The following is a 19607-nucleotide window of genomic DNA, read 5'->3' as shown; positions in this document are numbered from 1 at the left end:
GGCGATGGCTGCGTGTGGCGGGGGTGATCTGCTGACCTGCCGCTGAACCGTCATTCAGCCGCGACCGGGGCCCGATTGGTGTTTACGCTAGCTAGCGCAGGTTGAACCATCGCCCGGCGACGTGCCAAGCTATCATCTCGCGCAGTGGATCGGGCATTTGCGGTAGTCGGGACCCGCATATAGTCTGGCCGGGGTCTGGTAATCCAAGGTCGAATGCGGGCGTTCGGTGTTGTCGTCGCCGGCCCATGCGGCGATCACGACGCGCGCATGTGCCAGTTGCGGAGCATTGTCTCGCCCGGCAGTTCATCGCGCATCCGCCCGTCGAGGCTCTTGACGAATCCATTATGCATCGGCTTGTCCGGCGCGATGCAATACCATTTGATCCGGTGCTCGGAGCCCCAACGCAGGATCGCATTACTGGCCAGTTCGGTCCCGATCATCCAAGCTTTCCCAGGCGCTCTATCAGAGCCGTCAGTTCACGCACAACACGGCGCCCCGAGGATGAGGCGGAGCCGTCGAGCTGCTATTAACTCGAGGCCGATAGCGAACGAGATCGCAGCCCGGCATTTACGCGCGTCGTCGTCGACCCTGTGGAGAACGTGGAAACGCTGGCCACCCGCGGACTGGTCGTGGACGAAATCCAGTGACCAGCACGGATCGGGCCGTCCCGTGACCAGGATCGGGGCCCGTCCGCCTTGCGTCGGGCCTTTCGCTCGCGCGACTGACAGTGTCGTCGGGAAAACGGTCCTCGCTCATCCTCGCGGTAAAGCCGATATATCTGGTTGCTCCCTGAAGGCTCGCCTTCGCGATGCAGGAGCACGAAAAGCAGCCGGTGGCCGAACCGTCGGCCCTCGTTGGCCAGGTCCTGCAACCGGCTGCGCAATACTGTGTCCGGTGCACGCCGGGATCGATAATGGATCATCGTGCGGTCCGCGCTGAGAATGTTGCAGGCCCGCTGCTCTGCCATGTCATGTTCGGCCCAAAGATACGCAACGGCTTCACGCCTCACGGCGGGCCCTGCCAGTTTTTTTGAAACCCGATCCTTCATGGCTCTAGGTCCGGCATTTTCTTGGCCAGAAGCTTCTTGAAGCTTGGCGCTCTCGTCCTCAAGCGGCTTTAGCCGCTTGGCCTCCAACACCGTCATGCCGCCGAACTTGGCTTCCTAGCTGTAGAAAGCGCCCTCCGACATCCCATGCTCGTGGCGCCCGTGGGCGCGCTGCGCCCTTACGTCAAACTCTGCCAGAATCCCGGTGATCTGCTCGCCCGTGAAACTCGTTCGCTTCATCGCCCCTCCCCAAGTCGGGTCGGACTCCAGCCGATGCTGGAAGAAAAATGCCGCGGCAGGTCAGCAGGGCTCCGTCGGGGAGTATCGTCTAAAAATTCAGTCCCGAACTGGGTTCGTACCAAGCCCGGTTGCATTGTCGGCGATAACGGGATGGAGTTCAGCAGTCAGGCGGTCCTTACATGGGACGACGAGAACAAAACGCCATGGCGCTACATCGATCTGGGCGAACTCTCGCAGAATGCCTATGCAGGAAGCTTCAATGGCAACCTAAATATGAGCCGCTGGACGAAGCGATCTTAGAGCCCCTTGGACGACGCGCGCCGCAAGATCGCCCTTTGGCGCTCCGATTGCAAAGCTGCCGAGCTGCACTTCTCGCTTGGCAACCCGAAGCTGCCTGAAGCGTGCCGGAAACTTGCGTGACCTAAGGGCTCCGGGCCCGGCGCGCTTGCTCAAGGGGGCCTACACGATTGCCAATCTGGAACCTGCAAACGCTTGTTATGAACGAGGGTCCAGTGAGGGATAGGACAGTTATCTGATGAATCTCCGGCAGACCCTCGGAAAGCCTGATCGCCGGCGACCCATTGGTTTCCCGTGCTGCCTGTTTGGCCCTCGATCCTTCATCTGCAGCCTTCAGACAAGCGATGATCGTCAGTGAGAAACTTCCATGTTCGACAGCCAGCACCCGGTTGCGGCACTTCGTTTCCAGCTCGGTCGTTCTTACGCTCCATGGGCAACCTGATTACGGGTGACTTGCCTGCCGCCCATCAAAACGAAGCGGAGGGTCGTCGCTCAATTTTCAACCCAAGTCCTGCTGCCCGCAGTGCCGGCGACGTTCGGGCCAAGCTCATTCCCCGGCAGCGGGGCTCTCGGCGGGGCTCAAGGCGCATTCGAAATAACCGCGAAACCACGTTACGTAGGCTTGGACGGCATCCGGAAGCGGTGTCTTCGGGACGCCACCCGTCAGCCGGGTGATCAGCGTGTCATCGGCCCATGTGGCAGACACGTCGCCGGGCTGCATGGGCATCATCTGCTTTCTGGCATCCGACCCGATTGCGGTTTCAAGGGCGGCGATGAAATCCATCAGCTTCACCGGCTCACCGTTGCCGATATTGATCGAACGCCAGGGTGCGACGGGGGACAGGCTGTCGCCCTCGGGCAGCGCGACTGAAGGGGGGTGCGGGAGAAGGGCTAGGATGCCCGCGACCAGATCGTCGATATAGGTGAAATCGCGCCGCATGTCGCCGTGGTTGAAGACCTTGATCGGGCGATCGTTCAGGATCGCGTCGGTGAACAGATGCGGGGCCATGTCCGGCCGCCCCCATGGGCCGAAGACGGTGAAGAAGCGGAACATCGTGATCGGCAGGTCGAAGAGATGGGCATAACTGTGCGCCATCACCTCGTTCGATTTCTTCGTGGCCGCATAGAAGGACAGGGGGGCCTCGGTCTTGTCCGTCTCGGCATAGGGCATCTTGGTGTTCGCGCCATAGACCGAACTGGTCGAGGCCATCATCAGGTGGCGCGGCGGGAAGGCGCGCGCGGCCTCGAGCAGCTCGAACCCACCCAGAAGGTTCGCCTCGACATAGGCGCGGGGGTTCTTGATCGAATGTCGGACGCCGGCCTGGGCCGCCAGATGGACGACCCCCTCGGGGCGATGACGCTCGAAGACGCCATGCAGCAGGCCCGGTTCCTCGACCTTGCCGCGGACGGCCTCGTATCCCGGCATCGCGAGCAGGATCGCCTCGCGGTCGGCCTTCAACCGCGGATCGTAATAATCGTTGTGGCTGTCCAGCCCGATGACCTGGTGACCCTCTGCCAGAAGGGCGCGCGCGACGTGAAAACCGATGAAACCCGCACTTCCCGTTACCAGTATTCTGCTCACGTCGTCCTCTTGGCTTGGGCAGGGTCGGACGGCAGTGAACACCGTTAACCCTGTCGATGCAACTCGTGTTGTATTTACACGTCTAAATTGTGTCTATCCGGCCGTATCCTTCATGCCCAAGGGTTGATGCCGATTGCCTCGGGTGGAATAGATTGTCGGGCAGGGCCCCCCGCGCTGGCCGGGATGCCGCCCGGGCGTCCACATGCCCCGGATGCATTGCAGCAGAGAGAAGTCGCGTTGGCGCAAGGTAAGACCATCCTGTCCCGGACCATTCGATCCCGCGATATCGCGCTGCCCGGCGGTGCTGGCCCGGCCTCGCTTCGCCTGATCTCGGCCCTTCCTGCCGGGGATGGGCGGCAGGCGCGGCTTTTCTTCGACCGGGGCGAAGGGCCGGGAGCGGCGGGCTCGGCCGATGTGCTGAACATGCGCAGCTTTTCCGGTGCGCTTCTGGTCGATATGCGGGTTCGCTCCAATGAACAGGTCGCATCGCCCTTCGATCCCGCCGCCGATCCCATCGTGCTGGACCGCCCCGAGTCCGATCTGTTCCGGGGGCGCAATGTCATGCTGGGGCATTGCAACGGCGAAGATGCCGCCACGGTCTGCGACTGGTTGATCTGGCACCGGCTTCGGCATGGTGCCGACGCGGCGCTGATCGTGCATCGTGGGCGGCCCGGAGCCGCCGCCCTGTTCGGCGATCAGCTGCAGACCCTGCTGGAAAGCAGCGATGCCGGGTGCAAGCTGCTGGCGGAGACCGTCCTGATGGTCGTCGATTTCGACGTGCCGCTCGGGGATGCCGCGAAGGGGGCCGAGGCGCATCCGATGAACGCCCCCGACGCGCCCGGCAAGGACCGGATGGATGCGCCCGCGCCCGCCCCGTGGGAGGGGCCCTTGGCCTACAAGCTTCTGTTCGACCTGCTGCGCCACCGTTTCCTGTCCGATGCGGGGGCCGTCGCGAATGTCGAGGTGATCGACCTTGTCGCGGCGGACGACGATCTGACCATCTTCGACCGAGCACGAGGGAATGCACGCGGCTTCGTTCCCCTGAAGGGGCGGCGCATCTATCCCTGGAATATTCGCAACGATGCGCGTGCGGGTTTCTTCGACCATATCTGCACGCGCTTCGATTCCGGTTCGACCGATTGGCGCTGGTGTGCGGCGCTGGACAGCCTGCCGACGGGAACGACATGGCTGCGCGACCGCATCCTGGGCAGCGCCCATGCCCTGCAGCCCGCCAGCTTCGACCGTCACATGGCGCTGCGCCACGGACGCGAGGATGCCGGAAAGGTGGGTCGGATCGTCCCCAAGACCAGCCTGGTCGAGGATGACGACTTGGTTGCCCGGGCCCTGGCACAGGGGGCCGATCCGCTGCGTGTTCCCGCGGCCCCCGCGATCAAGGTTGCGCCCCATGCGCCCGATGGCAGCCGCCGGGATCGGGTGGCCATCGTCACCACGATGAAGAACGAGGGGCCGTTCATCCTCGAATGGCTGGCCTATCACCGGGCCATCGGGATCCGGGATTTCCTGATCTATACGAACGACTGCACGGATGGCACCGACCGGATGCTGCGGATGCTTGCGGACAAGGGCTACTGCGAATGGCGCGAGAATCCCTATCGTGAAACCGGGATCAAGCCGCAGCACGCGGCCCTGCAGGCTGCCGACAACGAAGCCATGGTCAAGGCCGCCGATTGGCTGATCTGCATGGATGTGGACGAATATATCGCGGTCCATGTCGGCGATGGCACGATCGGGGCGCTGTTCGACGCGGTGCCCGATGCGAACCTGATCTCATTGACGTGGCGGCTGTTCGGGAATGCCGACATCACGGATTTCCGCGACGGTTTCATCACGCAGCAATTCTTCCGCTGCGCGCGCGAATTCGCCAACAAGCCCCACCAGGCATGGGGCTTCAAGACGCTCTATCGCAATATCGGGCTGTTCAAGAAGATGGGCGTGCATCGTCCCAAGGGTCTGCAACCCGGCATGCTGGATGCCATCGACTGGGTCAACGGCTCGGGCAAGCCCATGCCGCGCGACCAGTGGCGCACAGCCTGGCGGTCGCATTCGGATACCTATGGCTACGATCTCGTATCGCTGAACCACTATGCCGTCAGGTCCGCCGAGAGCTTTCTCGTCAAGCGGGACCGGGGGCGGGTGAACCATGTCGATCGCGATCAGGGCATGGCTTACTGGTTCCGCATGAACCACAATGTCGTCCAGGATCGGCGGATGGAACGGATGCAGCCGTTGCTACGGGCCGAATACGATCGGGTGATGTCCGACCCCGAGATACGCGCCATGCATGAAAGCTGCGTCGCGGCCCATGTCGCCAAGATTAACGAGCTGAAGGGGCAGCCGAACTACAGCGCCTTCTTCGCCGAGCTGCGAAGCGAACGCATGCGCAAGCTGTCGACCCTGCACGGCCATTTCGGATCGAACGTCTATCTGGCCGGTCCCTCGGTCATCCCCGACAGGATCGTCGAGCAGCCGGCCGACAGCGAATTCTTCTTCACTGTCGACCGGGTCGAGACCACCGAGCACTAAGCCTTGCGCGCCTTGCGGGCCTTCTGCCACGGCGCGCCATGTTCAAGCCACTGCGCCGAGATCCACCAGAGCGTGATGCAGGCCCAGATATCGATCGCAAGGCGGCTGATCATCGGCTGGTCGGCGGGCGTCATCTGCAGCGCGTCGCCCAGAACCGACAGCAGCACGCAGGCCACGAAGGAAAAGAGGCCACCCTTGCCGATCTGCTGCAGCGCCACCCCGATACGCGTGGCCGAGAACCAATACGCGGGGCGCGCCAGCGGAACCGCAATCAGCCAGGCTGCCGACAGGATCGCCAGGTATCGGGTGCCGTCCAGGCTCCATTTGTCGATGTTTCCGTAGAACATCTTCAGCGCGCGGCGCAGCGGCAGGGCAGGTTCCCCGATGCGCGATGCGATCACGATGGTTGCCCCGAAGGCGAACATCGCGGCGGCGATCGCGGTCACCAGATGCCTGTGCGGCCACAGGGTCTCCATGATCCGTTCGCGGAACAGGCCAAGCGCGGTGCCGGTATAGAACAGCATCTGCCAACCGAAGGGGTTGAACAGGAAGCCCCCCTGCGTCCGGTGGTTCGGCAGCATCTGGTTCAGCGGCGGTGCGAACCACCACAGCACGACCGATACCAGCGCGCACAGCCAGAAGGCCCGCAGCATGGCCGGCACCACCAGCGGCGTCAGCGCGATCAGCACGACATAGACCGCCAGCACGTCGATGATATTGGGCTGCAGCCAGAAGCTGCCCACCTCGGCCATGAACAGCAACGGGTGATCGACCGACCAGACGGCATAGCGGTCCCAGATCGCGGTATGCGGCAGGTCCACGGACCACAGCAGCGCCGACAGAAGGCCCATCAGCAACGCGCCGACGACCATCGCGCGCCACACCTCGAATGCGCGGCGCAGGAAGCGACGCTGCGCGCGGCCGCGCCCCTGCTTGGCCTCGATCCCGCGCCAGACCATCCCGACCAGGAAGCCCGACAGCAGGACGAACATCTCGGATGCATCGAAGATCGAGAAATTGGGCAGCGTGACATGCCTCATGGCCGAGATCGGCATATGATTGACCATGATGCTGACCAGGGCATAGCCCCGCAGCATGTCCAGCGTGATGATGCGGTTCATTCGGGCAGTTCGCTCCAGCGGCTCAGAAGACCGGGATCGGACACGAGCGCGTCGGTCTCGGCCCGGTCGAGCCATGAGAGGGCCTGCGTGCGGCTGTCGGCATTCGCGATCTTGGCCTCGGCCGTGATGCGCGCCAGATGCCATTGCGTCGGCAGGTCGTCGGGAAGGGGGGCAAGGCCGGCCTTGTGGCGGGCCAGAAGTTCGGGATCGCGGCCGATGCTGCGGATGCTGTCCGCGCCGGGCAGGATGCGCGACAGGTTGCGCGTGATCGCCGCCGCCTCGGTCAGGATCTTGGGCGGGTCGCGTTCCTCGGGGGTGACCAGCAGACCGCGCATGCGTGCCCAACGCCCGAAGACGGGACTGGCCGACAGGCGCGAGGTCAGCGGCGACAGGATCAGCCCCGCGACGATGGGCGACAGCCAGATCAGCTGCGCGGGCGAGAAGATCGACAGCACGATCAGCGTGCCGAGACCCAGAAGGACGTGCCACCAGTGATACCCGAGGACCACGCCCCAGCCGGGCATCGAGCCTGCGCGCACCTGCGCGTTCCAGCCGCTGTCGCGACCCTGCAGGATCTCGATGATCTGGCGGGTCTGCACCAGCATCTGCACCGGCGCGATCAGCGCGGACAGGACGGTTTCGAATATGGCGCTGGCGAAGATGCGGACGCGACCGCCCGACTGCAGCGCAAGGGGGCGGGCCCAGGCCCGGAAGGTCGCGATGAATTTCGGCAGAAGCAACAGCGCCATGGCGGCGAAGAACAGCCACAGCATGCGCCGCGCATCGAAGACCGGCCAGTTCGGGAACAGCTGATAGGCCGAGGGGAAGTATTCCGGCGTGGACAGCAGCACCGTCGCCGACAGGATCAGACCCACGAGGATCAGCGCCAGCCAGATCGGGCTCATGAGGAAGCCCATGATGCCGATGGTGAAATGCGCCCGGCTGATGCCTCGCAGGCCCTTCACGCCCAGAAGGCGCGAATGCTGCAGGTTGCCCTGCGCCCAACGGCGTTCCCGGGCGGCCATGTCCAGAAGCGTGGGCGGGCAGCCTTCGTAGCTGCCGCGAAGGTCGTGATCCAGCCGGACCGACCAACCCGCACGGCAAAGGGCCGCTGCCTCGACGAAGTCATGCGACAGGATGGTGCCGCCGAAGGGGGGCTTGCCCGGCAGGCGGGGCAAACCGCAGGCCTGCGCGAAGGCCGGGATTCGGATGATCGCGTTATGCCCCCAGTAATTGCCGGTATTGCCCGACCAGGCGGCCACGCCGCGTGCGATCATGGGGCCATAGACGCGGCCCGCGAATTGCATCAGCCGGGCGAAGATCGTCTCGCCTCCGACCAGCATCGGCATGGTCTGGATCAGCCCCATGCGCGGATCGGCATTCATGCGGGCCGACAATTCGCGGATCGTGGCGCCCGACATGACGCTGTCGGCATCCAGCACGACCATCTGATCGTAGCGCCCGCCCCATTCGCGGACGAATTCGGCCACGTTGCCGGATTTCCGATCCTCGTTCGTCAATCGGCGGCGATACCACAGGGGCAGGGGGGACAGGCGCCGGGCCTCGTCGATGACCAGCGTCTCGTTGACCGCGACCGCGGGGTCGCGGGTGTCGGACAGCACGAAGATCTCGGTCCGGTCGGCCATGCCTTCGGCCTCCAGCTCTCGCGCAAGGGCGACCAGCAGGCCGGTGCTGACGGCGACATCCTCGTGATAGATCGGCATGATGACCGCGACGCGGGCATCGTTCGGCCCTTCCGGCGTCTTCAGCTGCGGGGCAAGAAATCCCGCGAAGGTGCCGCAGAAGGAAAAGCCCACCCAGGCGAAGGTCGGCACGAACAGCACCAGCAGCGCGAACTGCATGGGCGTCGGGTCGTTGCGGAACGCCGCAAGCATCTGCAGGCAGCCCAGGACGGCGATGGCCGCGGTGCCGCCGAAGGCGATCAGCCGCGCGGCCCAGACGCGCCAGCTGTCATGGGCCCGCGCGATGCCCGCCTCGGGGCGGTTGCTGAAATCCTGCACCGGCATCTCGACCGGTGCGCGGGGCGGCACGATCGGGCGATCGGTCACTTCGGTCCGGACGTTCATGCGGCCCAACGGCTCATCCAGGTCTCGCTCAGGGCAAGACCTTCGGTATCGGTCAGGGCCGCGCGCAGTTCGGCCATCTCGGCGCGACCGGGTTCGAATTCGAAGGCCAGGCGCAGGACGTGCTGTTCGGGCAGCGCCTTCAGATAGGCATGCACGATCCGGCCCTCGGATGCCGAAACCTGGAATTGCGGCAGCTGATCGCGGAACATGCCCAGATCGAAATCGATGATGTAGCTGCGCGTCGTCTCGACATTGATCGAGCGGCCCGAGCGGACCTGCCGCACCTTGGCCAGCGGCAGATCGCTGGGGGGCAGGGCCGAGAAGCTGAGGCGATAGCGGAACTCGGTCCGCTTGCCGCCCGGAATGACGTCCTTGGGCAGCCAGTAGCTGACGATGTTGTCGTTGAACTCGTTCTCGACCGGGATCTCGATCAGGCGCACCTCGCCCTCGCCCCAATCGCCTTCAGGCTCGATCCAGGCCGAAGGGCGCAGGTGATAGAGCGCCTCGGCATCCTGGAAGGTCTCGAATTCGCGCGCACGCTGGATCAGGCCGAAACCTTCGGGGTTGCGGTCCACGAAGCTGGAAATCTGAAGGTTGCGCGGCGACATGAGGCCCCGCCACAGGTTCTGGCCCGCGCCGGTATGCATCTGCAGCCCGTCGCTGTCATGACAGGCGGGGCGGTAATCGTCGACCGAACGGCGCGAGGCCGGGCTGAACCAGAACATGGATGTCAGCGGCGCCAGCCCCGTTTCGCGCAGATCGACGCGGGGGAACAGCGCGACCCGCGTGCGGACCATGGTGACGGCGCCGGGGGTCACGTCGAACTGGAATGCCGCCGCGACCGACTTGCTGTCGAGGATCGCATAGATCCGGACCGAACCGGACTTCTCGGCGGGTTCGACGATCCAGAAATCGGTGAAGAGCGGGAACTCCTCGCCATCGGGGCTGCCGGTCTTGATCGCCAGGCCGCGCGCCGAAAGGCCATAGAGCGTGCCGCGCGCGACCGCGCGGAAATAGCTGGCCCCCTGGAAGACCAGGAATTCGTCCATGACGCCGGGGCGGTTCAGGATCGTCCGCATCCGGAATCCCGACCAGCCCATGTTGCCCACGGTTTCCAGATCGGCACCGTCGGGGAATTGCGAGGGGTCGAATTCCAGCATGGCCGGATCGAAGGGGATGTTCTGCGCGATCCCGTCGCGGACGATGTTGATCTGCACCGGTTCGTAGAAGATCGTGCCCGGCGACAGCAGATCCACCGAGAAGTTCTGCGCCCCGCCAAGGGGGTCCTGATCCCTGCGGAAACGGATGCCTCGGTAATTGTCGTAGTTCAGATCGGCAAAGCTGCCCACCAGCTTCGACACCGGCTGGGTATAGACGCTTGCGGCGCGTTCCTCGGCCAGGGCCGCCACGTTCTCGAAGCCGAAGGGCTCGGGAAGGACGGGGCCATAGGTTTCGCCCTGATCATTCGATTGCGCTTGCGCCGGGACCGCCATCAGCGATCCGCCGGCGGCCATCGCGGTGGCGGCATTGAGAAATTGACGACGCTTCATATCCGGAAATGCTTTGAAAGGTTGCAGTAACATTACAGATGCCGCCGCATTGCAGCAAGCGTTCTCGCCTTTTCGTCAACCCATGGGCGGGCTTACGCGGATGGCAACGCCTCGATGGGCCGCGGGTTCCGCTATTGTCGGGCCAGCCATGCGGTCACGGGACCGCGAACGCTGGTGAGGCCCTGCGCCTCGGCGGTCTCGATGACCTCGCGCAGTTCGGCCAGCGACACCCGGCGGATGAGATGCTTGACCGGACCGATCGAGGCCGGGCGCATCGACAGGCGGTGGATGCCCATCGCCGCGAAGGTCAGCGCCTCGATCGGGCGGCCCGCATCCTCGCCGCAGAAGGACAGCGGCACGCGCGCTTCCTCGCAGCGGGCGATGATCTGGCGCAGCAGCGACAGGAACGGCACGCTGAGCGTGTCGTAGCGGCGGCGCACGCGCTCGTTCTCGCGGTCGGCGGCGAAGAAGAACTGCTTGAGGTCGTTCCCCCCGATCGAGATGAAATCGCACATCTCGAAGAAGCGTTTGGGCGCGAAGGCCAGCGATGGGGTTTCCAGCATCGCGCCGACGCGGATGTCGCTGGGCATGTCATGGCCCAGCCGCTGTTCGCGCGACAGTTCCTGCATGAGGATGCGATGCGCCTCCTCGTATTCGTGCATGTCCGCGATGAAGGGGAACATGACATGCAGCGGCCGCCCGACAGAGGCGCGGATCAACGCCTGCAGCTGCATGCGCAGCACGCCGCGCTTGTCCAGGCCCACGCGGATCGCGCGCCAGCCCATCGCGGGGTTCGGTTCGTCCTGCGGCTTCATGTAGGGCAGCACCTTGTCCGACCCGATATCCAGCGTGCGGAACTGGATCGGCCTGCCGCCTGCACTGTCGATCACACGGGCATAGAGGGTCGCCAGTTCTCCGCGGCGGGGGACGTGATTGCGGATCAGGAACTGCAGCTCGGTGCGGAACAGCCCCACACCCTCGGCGCCCGACCCCTCGAGCGAGGGCAGATCGGCCATCAGCCCCGCGTTCATGTAAAGCTGGACCGTCGTGCCGCAGGTGCCCGTCGCAGGCAGGTCGCGCAGGCTGGCATAGCGGTCCTGGGCCTCGGCCTGCATCGCGATCTTGTCGAGGAACGCCTTGTGGACGCTTTCCTCGGGGCGCAGGTGGACGACACCCTGATCGCCATCGACCAGGATCGCGTCGCCGTTCAGCGCCTCGGTGGTGATGCGGCTGGCATGGATGACCAGCGGAATGGCCAGCGCGCGCGCCACGATGGCGGCATGGCTGCCCACGGACCCTTCCTGCAGGACGACCCCGCGCAGGCGTCGCCCGTATTCCAGCAGTTCGGCCGGGCCGATGTTGCGGGCGACCAGGATCGGGTTCTCGGGCATCTCGGCGCCGGTATCGATGCCCTGACCGCTGAGGATGCGCAGCAGGCGGTTCGACAGATCGTCCAGATCGTGCAGCCGGTCGCGCAGATAGGGATCGGATGCCATCTCCAGCCGCGCGCGGGCACTGGACTGCTCCTTCTCGACCGCGGCCTCGGCCGAGAGGCCCAGCCGGATATCCTCTTCCATGCGCTTGAGCCAGCTGCGCGAATTCGCGAACATCCGGTAGGTTTCCAGCACGGCGGCATGTTCGCCGTCCCCGCCCATGTCAGCGGCAGCGACCATCTTGTCCACGGTGCTGCGCAGCTTCTCCACGCCCTCGTGCAGGCGCCGGTGTTCGGTCTCGGGGTCGTCGCCCACGGGGTTCGCCACCACGACGCGCGGTTCGTGCAGCCAGACGCGGCCTTCGGCGGCGCCCTCCTGGCCGGTCGCGCCGCGGATCATCAGCGGAAAGCGATGCGCCTGGGGCATGCCGTCGGCATTGCCGCCCTGGAACGCGCCCAGCTCGGTCATCTCGGCCAGGACCATGGCCACCACTTCCAGGCCATAGACCTCGTCGTCGGTGAATTGCCGCGCGGTGGTGCATTGGACGACCAGCACGCCCAGGCGTTCGCCCACGCGCTGGATCGGGACGCCCAGGAAGGCCGGGAACACCTCTTCGCCGGTTTCGGGCATGAAGCGGAAACCCGGTTCGCTGGGGGCGTCGGCGGTGTTCATGTTGCGCCCGGTGCGGGCCACGCGACCGACCAGGCCTTCGCCCAGACGCAGGCGCGTCTGGTGCACGGCCTCGGCGCGCAGGCCTTCGGTGGCGCACAGCTCCAGCGTCTCGGGGTCGCGGAACAGATAGATCGAGCAGACCTCGGTTCCCATCGAATCCGCGATCAGATGGGTGATCTGGTCGAGCCTGTCCTGCCCGCCGCCCGGAGCGGCGAGGATTTCCTTCAGCCGCCTCAGCAGCCTGCGGGAATCACTGTCGCTGCGGTCCTGCATCGCTTGCCGCCCCCTGCATTGTGCGAAGGCCCCCGCAAGGGGGCCGAACCGGTGGCGTTATGCCTTGTCCAGTTCAAAGGCATCATGCAGAGACTGCACGGCCAGTTCCATGTATTTCCGATCGATCAGCACCGAAATCTTGATCTCGCTGGTGGCGATGACCTTGATGTTGACGTTCTCGTCGGCAAGCGCCTTGAACATGCGCGCGGCGACGCCGGTATGGCTGCGCATCCCGATGCCCACGACGCTGACCTTGGCGACCTCGGTGTCGATGACCAGCTCGTCATAGGCGATGGTGCCGGCCGTGCGGGCCTCTTCCATGGCCTTCTTGGCGCGCTCGACCTGGTTGATCGGCACCGAGAAAGTCATGTCGGTCACCGAACCCGGGTGATCGTCGTAATCCTTCTCCGAGATGTTCTGGACGATCATGTCGACATTGACGCCCGCTTCGGCCAGGGGCGCGAAGATCGCGGCCGAGATGCCGGGCCGGTCCTCGACCGTGACCAGCGTGATCTTGGCTTCGTCGCGCGAAGAGGCGACGCCGTTGACGACTTTCGATTCCATGATTTCATCCTCATCGCAGATCAGCGTGCCCGAATTCTCGTCGGTATCCTCGAACGAGGATAGCACCCGCAGCCGCACCTTGTATCGCATCGCCAGCTCGACCGAGCGGGTCTGGAGGACCTTCGCGCCGAGGCTGGCAAGTTCCAGCATCTCCTCGAAGGCGATGCGGTCCAGCTTGCGCGCCTTCGACGTGATGCGCGGATCGGTCGTGTAGACGCCGTCCACATCGGTATAGATGTCGCAGCGTTCCGCACCGAAGGCGGCCGCGAAGGCCACCGCGGTCGTGTCGCTGCCACCGCGCCCCAGCGTGGTGATCCGACCTTCGGGCGACAGGCCCTGGAAGCCCGCCACGACGGCGACCTTCATGCCCTCGGCGAATTTCTGATCGATATTGTCGCGGGGAATGTCCACGAACCGCGCCGCGCTGTGCGCGGAGGTCGTGTTGATCGGCACCTGCCAGCCTTGCCAGCTGCGCGCGGGGACGTCCATTTCCTGCAGGGTAAGGGCCATGAGCCCGGCGGTCACGTTCTCGCCCGAACTGACGACGGCGTCGTATTCGCGCGCGTCGAACATGGGCGAGGTCTGTTCGACCCAGCCGACCAGTTCGTTGGTCTTGCCAGACATCGCGCTGACGATGACGATGACGTCATAGCCCCGTTCGACCTCGCGCCGAACCTTCATCGCGGCGTTGCGGATCCTGTCCAGATCGCCCACCGACGTACCGCCGAATTTCATTACCAGAAGCGGCATTGCGGGGCCTCCAGCCAAGGTTGCGTATCGCTGGCGCTTTTAGGCAGGGTTCATGCCGACCGCAAGAGCGGGTTGCGCGGCGTCGTCAGTTCGTCTTCTGACGCGGCAGGAAGGGCAGCGGGGCCACGGGAATGCCCTCGTCGACCAGCTTGCGGGCCTCTTCGGGGCGGGCCTCTCCGTGGATGGCGCGACCGGGGGCGCGACCCTCGTGCATGGCGCGGGCCTCCTCGGCGAAGCGGGGACCGACATAGTCGGAATTCGCCTCGACATGGCGGCGCAGTTTTTCCAGCGCATGGGTTCCGGGGGCGGTCTTCTCGGTCCCGCGCCGTTCGGATACGCGCGGCGCCATCAGGGCCTTCCGGACCTGGGTGTCGCCACATTCGGCGCATTCGACCAGCCCGGCATCGCGCATCGTCTCGAACCCGTCCGAGGATCGGAACCAGCCGTCGAAATCATGCCCGTTGCTGCACCGCAAGTCATAGCGGATCATCGAAACGCTCCTGTCACCTGAGCGACATATCGGGTCGGGGGCCGGTCTTGGCAAGATCCGACAGGCGCGCGACAAGCCCTGCCTGATCGCCCGCGCGGGCATCCAGCACGTCCCGCGCGGCCTGGCCCATGGCCCGGCGCCGCGGGGCGTCGTCCAGAAGCTGCTGCAGGGCGGCCGCCTCGAAGGGCAGGGTGCAATCCCTCAGCGCGGCAAAGCCTTCGGTGAAATTGCCGATATGGGGCCCGCGCAGCAGGGCGCAGCGATGGGCCGCGGGTTCCCAGGGCGTGTGGCCGCCATGATCGACGATGGTGCCGCCGATGATGCAGATGCCTGCCGCCGCATACCAGCGCGGCATCTCGCCCAGGGTATCGGCCAGAAGGACGCCACCCTCGGGCGGGCTGTCGGCACCAAGGCTGCGCTGGGTCGCGGGAATGCCGCGTTCGCGGATCAGGGCCATGATCTCGGGGGCGCGGCGCGGGTGGCGCGGCGCAAGGATCAGGCGCGTCGCGCCCCGTGTCGTCGCGAAGGCATCGAGGATCGCCGCATCCTCGCCCTCGTGGGTCGAGGCGGCCAGGATCGTGCGGTCGCGCGCCGCATCCTCGGGGGGCGGGACGACCGATGCGGGGGTCAGCAGCTTCAGGTCGAGGCGCGGCACCACCGTGCCGGGCCGCAGGCCCAGGGCCAGCAATCTGTCCTCGCTGCCCGCATCCTGCGCCGACAGGGCGTCGATCCGCGCCAGCATCGGTGCGATGATCCCGCGCATCCGGCGCCAACGTCGCCACGAACGTTCCGAGATGCGCGCCCCGATCATCGCCTGCGCGACGCCCGCATCGGCCAGCATCCGCGATCGCAGGGGCCAGAACTCGTTCTCGATGGTGACGGCAAGACAGGGGCGGGTCGCAGTCAGGAAGGACTGCAGGGCGCCCGGAACATCCAGCGGCGCCAGCCTGGCGGGGATGCCCCAGCCCTGGACCATGTCGCGCCCGGTGACGCTGTTGGCGGTCACGATCAGCGGATGCGCACTGGCCAGCGCCTCGATGACGGTCCGGGCCGAGGTCAGCTCGCCCACCGAGGCACCATGGACCCAGATCGCGGCGGGGTCCGGGATGCGATCGCGGACAAGGCGCTGGGCCAGCGTATCGGACCCGCCGATCGCCATGCGCAGCCGCAGCGCGGCCTCGGCCATGCGGGCAAGAGCGTCGTGAATCATGGCGCGCCTTCGTTCATGCGATGCCCCGTCCCGTGGATCCGTTCCGCATGTTCTAAGCCGGGAATGGCCCCCGAAGGCAAGACCCCGGGCCCGATGGCGGGGGATGCGTCTGCGGCGATGTTCGGGGATCTCTCGTGGAGGTGGGTACCGGAATCGAACCGGTCTTCACGGATTTGCAATCCGTCTGGAAGCATTGAAATAAAAGTATTGTTCTGTAAACGGCTCCTGTTTGTTCACGACCAAAGATCAGGGACTTACCGACCAAATGTAAACGGACTTCCAGCGTTCTGCAGACAAAGAGAAACCGCCGGGGAAGCTGCAACTTCCACCGACGGCAATTCAAAACTAGACCTGCCAACAGCGTACCGCGCCGAGCCCTCTTCCGCAGGATTTGGGAGAGCGACATGAGCACCACGCTGACACATTCGGGCCTGCCCGCTGGCGTGAAACCGTTTGAGCTGCTCGACATACTCGCCAAGCTGCGCACTGACTTAGGCTTGCGTGACGAGGACCTGTCCTATCTGCGCAGTCTGTTCATGCTGGCCCGCGCCGAGGACTTCTTGCCCGGTCGTATCTGCGCCGTCTGGGAACGTGTGGCGGGGTTGGCCGACCGCATGAACTTCCACATTCGCAGGGTCACACGGATTGAGACCCGACTCGAACAGCGCGGCCTGATCCTCAGGACCGGCGCGGCGAATGGACGGCGCTTCGGACGACGCAGTGACGACGGCCGCATTGTCTCGGCGGGCGGGATCAACCTGGCGCCGCTTATAAACCGCGCCTCAGAGCTCTTGGCGCGCATCCGGCAGACATCGGTCGCAGCGCAGGGGCTGAAGGAGGACCGGAACCAGCTAAACGACTTGATCCGCCAGATCAGGAGTTTGGGCACACCGGAAGCGCTCAGCGCCGCCCGCGAGGCTTTCCCACGCCTCCGCCCTTCCGAGGTCAGGGACGCGGGCCGGATGAATGCGCTCATTGACGCTCTGGAGGTCATTCTTGCCGAGTTTTCGCCCGCATCCGGTCAGACAGCTGAGACCGCGCCGTCGGACATTTCTGTCCGACCTGATACTGATCCGAAAAAGAAAATCGAAACCTGTAGACCGCAAGCCAAAGTCAGGATCACGCTAGCACAAGTTCTCGCATTGGCTGACGAGGATTTGCGGGAAGCCATAGCAATCTACGCTGAGGCGGCTGGAGAGACATACCTACCGAGCTTGCCAACGGTCTTTCTGGCTGCCCGTGAGCGGGCTCAGATGCTGGGCATATCCTGCTTGGAGTGGGATGTCGCACGCGATCAGCTTGGAGAGCTAAGGACCGTCCTCTGCCTGCTGATTACAGACCGAAACTCTGGTCGCGAGGGTCGTTTCGCCGTGCGCAATCCAGCCGCTGCTTTCATCGGCCTAGCACGGAAGACCACTCGTGGAGATGCTGTGATTGCTGCGCTGATCGCCGAACTCAGAAACTTTACAGTCGGAGTGCCTAGTCATGACCGGTAGGCAAAGAGCAAGGCGACCCATGTCATACGCTGGCGCTTCTGACACGGGGCCTTGCGAGGGGTGGCAAGCCTCCCCTTCGAACCCCACCGGCACGGGTCAAGCCCGCGCCAAGGAGCCACTTTCGGAAACCTTCGTCTTCCGCTGCACTGCCCAGGAAAAGGCGACGCTCCGAGGCAAAGCCAAATCGGTCTGCCTGCCTGCCTCCGAGCTCCTGCGCGAGGCGCTCTGGGGAACGCGATCTGGGAGGCGCAAGCCCGTAGCGCCCGTAGACCCGCTGTTAGTCCGCGGCATTGGAAAGATCGGGGGCAACATGAACCAGATTGCCGCCCGGCTGAACAGCTCAGAGCGTCGTGGCTTCATTCCTCGCATCAGTGCAATGAAGTTGTACGCATGCTTGGTAAGCATCGAGCGTCTGCTTGCGGCCCTTGTAGATGCACATCGGAGGCCGCCGGGGTGCTGATCAAGTTCTTTCCGAATGGCAGGGGCGGCGGCGCAGGGCCGGTCGAGTACCTGACCGCAGAAACCGTCCTCGCGTACGATGGCAATCGCGATCTGATCCGCGATGCATCAGGCCGACCAGAGTCCGTGACACGCGAACCGCTGCCCCAAGTCGTGCGCGGAAACCCCCAGCTCATGATCGACCTGATCGACACCTGCCCACACCGGTGGACCTACCGCGCTGGCGTCGTCAGCTTCGCCCGCGAGGACGCCCCGACCGAGCGCCAGCAGCAGGAGGCTATCGACCGCTTCGAGGAGATCGCCTTCGCCGGCCTGGATGCCGACCGCTATGCCTGCCTCTGGGTGCGCCACACCCACGAGGATCGCGTCGAGCTGCATTTCTGCACGCCGCGCATGGAGCTGCACAGCGGGCGCAGCCTCAATATTGCCCCACCCGGCTATGAGCGCGCCTTCGACAGCCTGCGCGACCTCATGAACAAGACGCACGGCTGGGCAGATCCCATGGACGTAGAGCGCGCGGCCGAGGTGAAGACAGTATCAGAGGCCCCAGACCGCGCTGCCGGGCGCGACGGGCTCCATGCTTGGGTTGGTGACCAGATTTCCATGGGGCTGATCGAGGATCGGGCGGGCATGGTCGCCGCCCTGACTGATGCAGGCTTCGAAGTGCCCCGAGCGGGCAAAAATTATCTGACAGTCAAAGACCCCGAGACCGAAGAGCGGTTTCGCCTGAAAGGAGTGATTTTCCATGAAAACTGGAGAGCCGAAGCAACGGCTGAGCGAAAAGCTGAACGCGGACATGGAGCGGATCAGGGCAGAGAACGCCGCCTCGATCGACACACAGTTGCAAAGCTTCAGGACCGATTTGAAGGGCATTGCCGAAAACGCGCTGGCTACAATCAAGACCGATACGGAAGGCTACCTGCTGCGCGTGAGGAAACACCTCATGAGGCAGAGCGCGAACGCAGCGCGGCCGGAGTGGAAAGCCTTGATGTGGCCGACATTGGTAGCTTGCTGCCTGATGATCAGCACTGGGATTTCGACGTGGTCGGTCATGACCTGGCTAATGCCGAACCTGAATACGATGGGTCTGCGAGTGATCAACCGTCCCGAGGCGACATATCTGATCCCACGCGATGGCAGGGCGACGCTGGACCGATGCCAATTGGCGGGGGAGCCGGTGGACTGTCTCGTTCTGCCGAAGGAGTGAGTGATGCATGGTCTGACAGCGTTAGAGCGCGAATTGCTGAGCTGCGTCGAGAGGTTGACAGAAGCCTCGAAGGAATCCGCGCGGGAATTGACCAGCTCCGGCGAGGAGACGCGCACGGAACTAGCTGGGTTACGCAGCTCCGTGATCGCGTTGCTCAGATCACAGCTCTCCTTGGCCGCAGCGTTGAGCGCCTGGATGCCGGATTCCGCGCAGCTCAACGACAGCATGGAACAGGCGCAGAGGGCGAAGAAGCACCTCGAGACACGCTGAGCGAAGATAGGGAGGATACCCATGCACTCCGACACTAAACCGCGCTTTCCCGTGGACCCATGGATAACATGGCGTCCAGGCAGTGATCGCGCGTTCGACGCCTTGGAGCGCATCGGGGTGCTGATCCGTAGCGGGGCATGCTGGGACGACAGCTATGCCTTTGAACTGGGCGCGCAGGCCCGGCGCTACGCCAACCAATGCCCGAAGGGATTTCGTCACGGGCTGGAAATCGTGCTCAGCGAACACGGCAATCTCGCCGCGATCCAAGGCTGGCTCAGTGCGGCGCCGAACCGCGACTTGAACCGCGCCGGGTTTGC

At 64.7% G+C, this 19607-nt stretch carries 13 protein-coding genes and 1 pseudogene; 5 read left to right on the top strand and 9 right to left on the bottom strand.

Annotation, left to right across the window (positions count from 1 at the left end):
- Positions 1–50: 50 nt before the first annotated feature.
- Together KO490_RS16370 and KO490_RS16365 are read right to left on the bottom strand one after the other, a co-directional pair.
- A pseudogene (locus KO490_RS16370) lies at positions 51–1285 on the bottom strand (integrase core domain-containing protein).
- Positions 1286–2129: 844 nt separating this feature from the next.
- Positions 2130–3164, bottom strand: coding sequence for an NAD-dependent epimerase/dehydratase family protein (locus KO490_RS16365; RefSeq protein ID WP_216020500.1), 1035 nt, complete (start codon positions 3162–3164; stop codon positions 2130–2132).
- A gap of 237 nt (positions 3165–3401) precedes the next feature.
- Here KO490_RS16365 and KO490_RS16360 point away from each other — a divergent pair, with 237 nt between their 5' ends.
- Positions 3402–5708: a glycosyltransferase family 2 protein gene (locus KO490_RS16360; RefSeq protein ID WP_252727267.1), complete on the top strand. Its 2307-nt coding sequence runs from the start codon at positions 3402–3404 to the stop codon at positions 5706–5708.
- On the opposite strand, the gene opgC is transcribed toward KO490_RS16360, so the two are convergent.
- The 7 genes from opgC to KO490_RS16325 form a co-directional block, all read right to left on the bottom strand.
- Entirely contained in the window at positions 5705–6829 is a 1125-nt protein-coding gene (gene opgC / locus KO490_RS16355; protein WP_216020498.1) for an OpgC domain-containing protein, read from the bottom strand. The two genes, KO490_RS16360 and opgC, sit on opposite strands and share 4 nt — an antisense overlap.
- Positions 6826–8916, bottom strand: coding sequence for a glucans biosynthesis glucosyltransferase MdoH (gene mdoH / locus KO490_RS16350; protein WP_216020497.1), 2091 nt, complete (start codon positions 8914–8916; stop codon positions 6826–6828). The genes opgC and mdoH overlap by 4 nt, the downstream gene beginning before the upstream one ends.
- The gene (locus KO490_RS16345) at positions 8913–10466 is read right to left on the bottom strand and encodes a glucan biosynthesis protein (protein WP_216020496.1); all 1554 of its coding nucleotides are present in this window, start codon (positions 10464–10466) and stop codon (positions 8913–8915) included. The genes mdoH and KO490_RS16345 overlap by 4 nt, the downstream gene beginning before the upstream one ends.
- Before the next feature lie 131 nt (positions 10467–10597).
- Positions 10598–12844 carry a phosphoenolpyruvate--protein phosphotransferase gene (gene ptsP, locus KO490_RS16340; protein ID WP_216020495.1) on the bottom strand — a complete coding sequence of 749 codons (2247 nt, stop codon included), beginning with the start codon at positions 12842–12844 and terminating at the stop codon, positions 10598–10600.
- A gap of 57 nt (positions 12845–12901) precedes the next feature.
- Positions 12902–14158 (bottom strand): aspartate kinase, encoded by a 1257-nt coding sequence (locus KO490_RS16335; RefSeq protein ID WP_216020494.1) that lies wholly within the window; start codon positions 14156–14158, stop codon positions 12902–12904.
- An 85-nt stretch (positions 14159–14243) separates the two neighbouring features.
- Positions 14244–14648, bottom strand: coding sequence for a DUF1178 family protein (locus KO490_RS16330; RefSeq protein ID WP_216020493.1), 405 nt, complete (start codon positions 14646–14648; stop codon positions 14244–14246).
- Positions 14649–14661: 13 nt separating this feature from the next.
- Positions 14662–15858, bottom strand: coding sequence for a 3-deoxy-D-manno-octulosonic acid transferase (locus KO490_RS16325; protein WP_216020492.1), 1197 nt, complete (start codon positions 15856–15858; stop codon positions 14662–14664).
- Between the two features lie 404 nt (positions 15859–16262).
- Here KO490_RS16325 and KO490_RS16320 point away from each other — a divergent pair, with 404 nt between their 5' ends.
- From KO490_RS16320 to KO490_RS16310, 4 genes are all read left to right on the top strand, one after another.
- Positions 16263–17354, top strand: a complete 1092-nt coding sequence (locus KO490_RS16320) for a helix-turn-helix domain-containing protein (protein WP_216020491.1) — start codon at positions 16263–16265, stop codon at positions 17352–17354.
- The gene (locus KO490_RS16740; RefSeq protein ID WP_371822375.1) at positions 17344–17814 is read left to right on the top strand and encodes a hypothetical protein; all 471 of its coding nucleotides are present in this window, start codon (positions 17344–17346) and stop codon (positions 17812–17814) included. Before KO490_RS16320 ends, KO490_RS16740 begins: the two co-directional genes overlap by 11 nt.
- The gene (locus tag KO490_RS16315; RefSeq protein ID WP_216020490.1) at positions 17808–19328 is read left to right on the top strand and encodes a relaxase/mobilization nuclease domain-containing protein; all 1521 of its coding nucleotides are present in this window, start codon (positions 17808–17810) and stop codon (positions 19326–19328) included. The genes KO490_RS16740 and KO490_RS16315 overlap by 7 nt, the downstream gene beginning before the upstream one ends.
- Positions 19312–19607 (top strand): hypothetical protein (locus KO490_RS16310; RefSeq protein WP_216020489.1); only part of this gene is annotated, 296 nt, incomplete at its 3' end. The genes KO490_RS16315 and KO490_RS16310, both read left to right, overlap by 17 nt.

The sequence above is a fragment of the Paracoccus sp. C2R09 genome (assembly GCF_018860625.1).
Lineage (GTDB): Bacteria > Pseudomonadota > Alphaproteobacteria > Rhodobacterales > Rhodobacteraceae > Paracoccus.
This window is presented reverse-complemented; position numbering and strand designations above follow the sequence as displayed.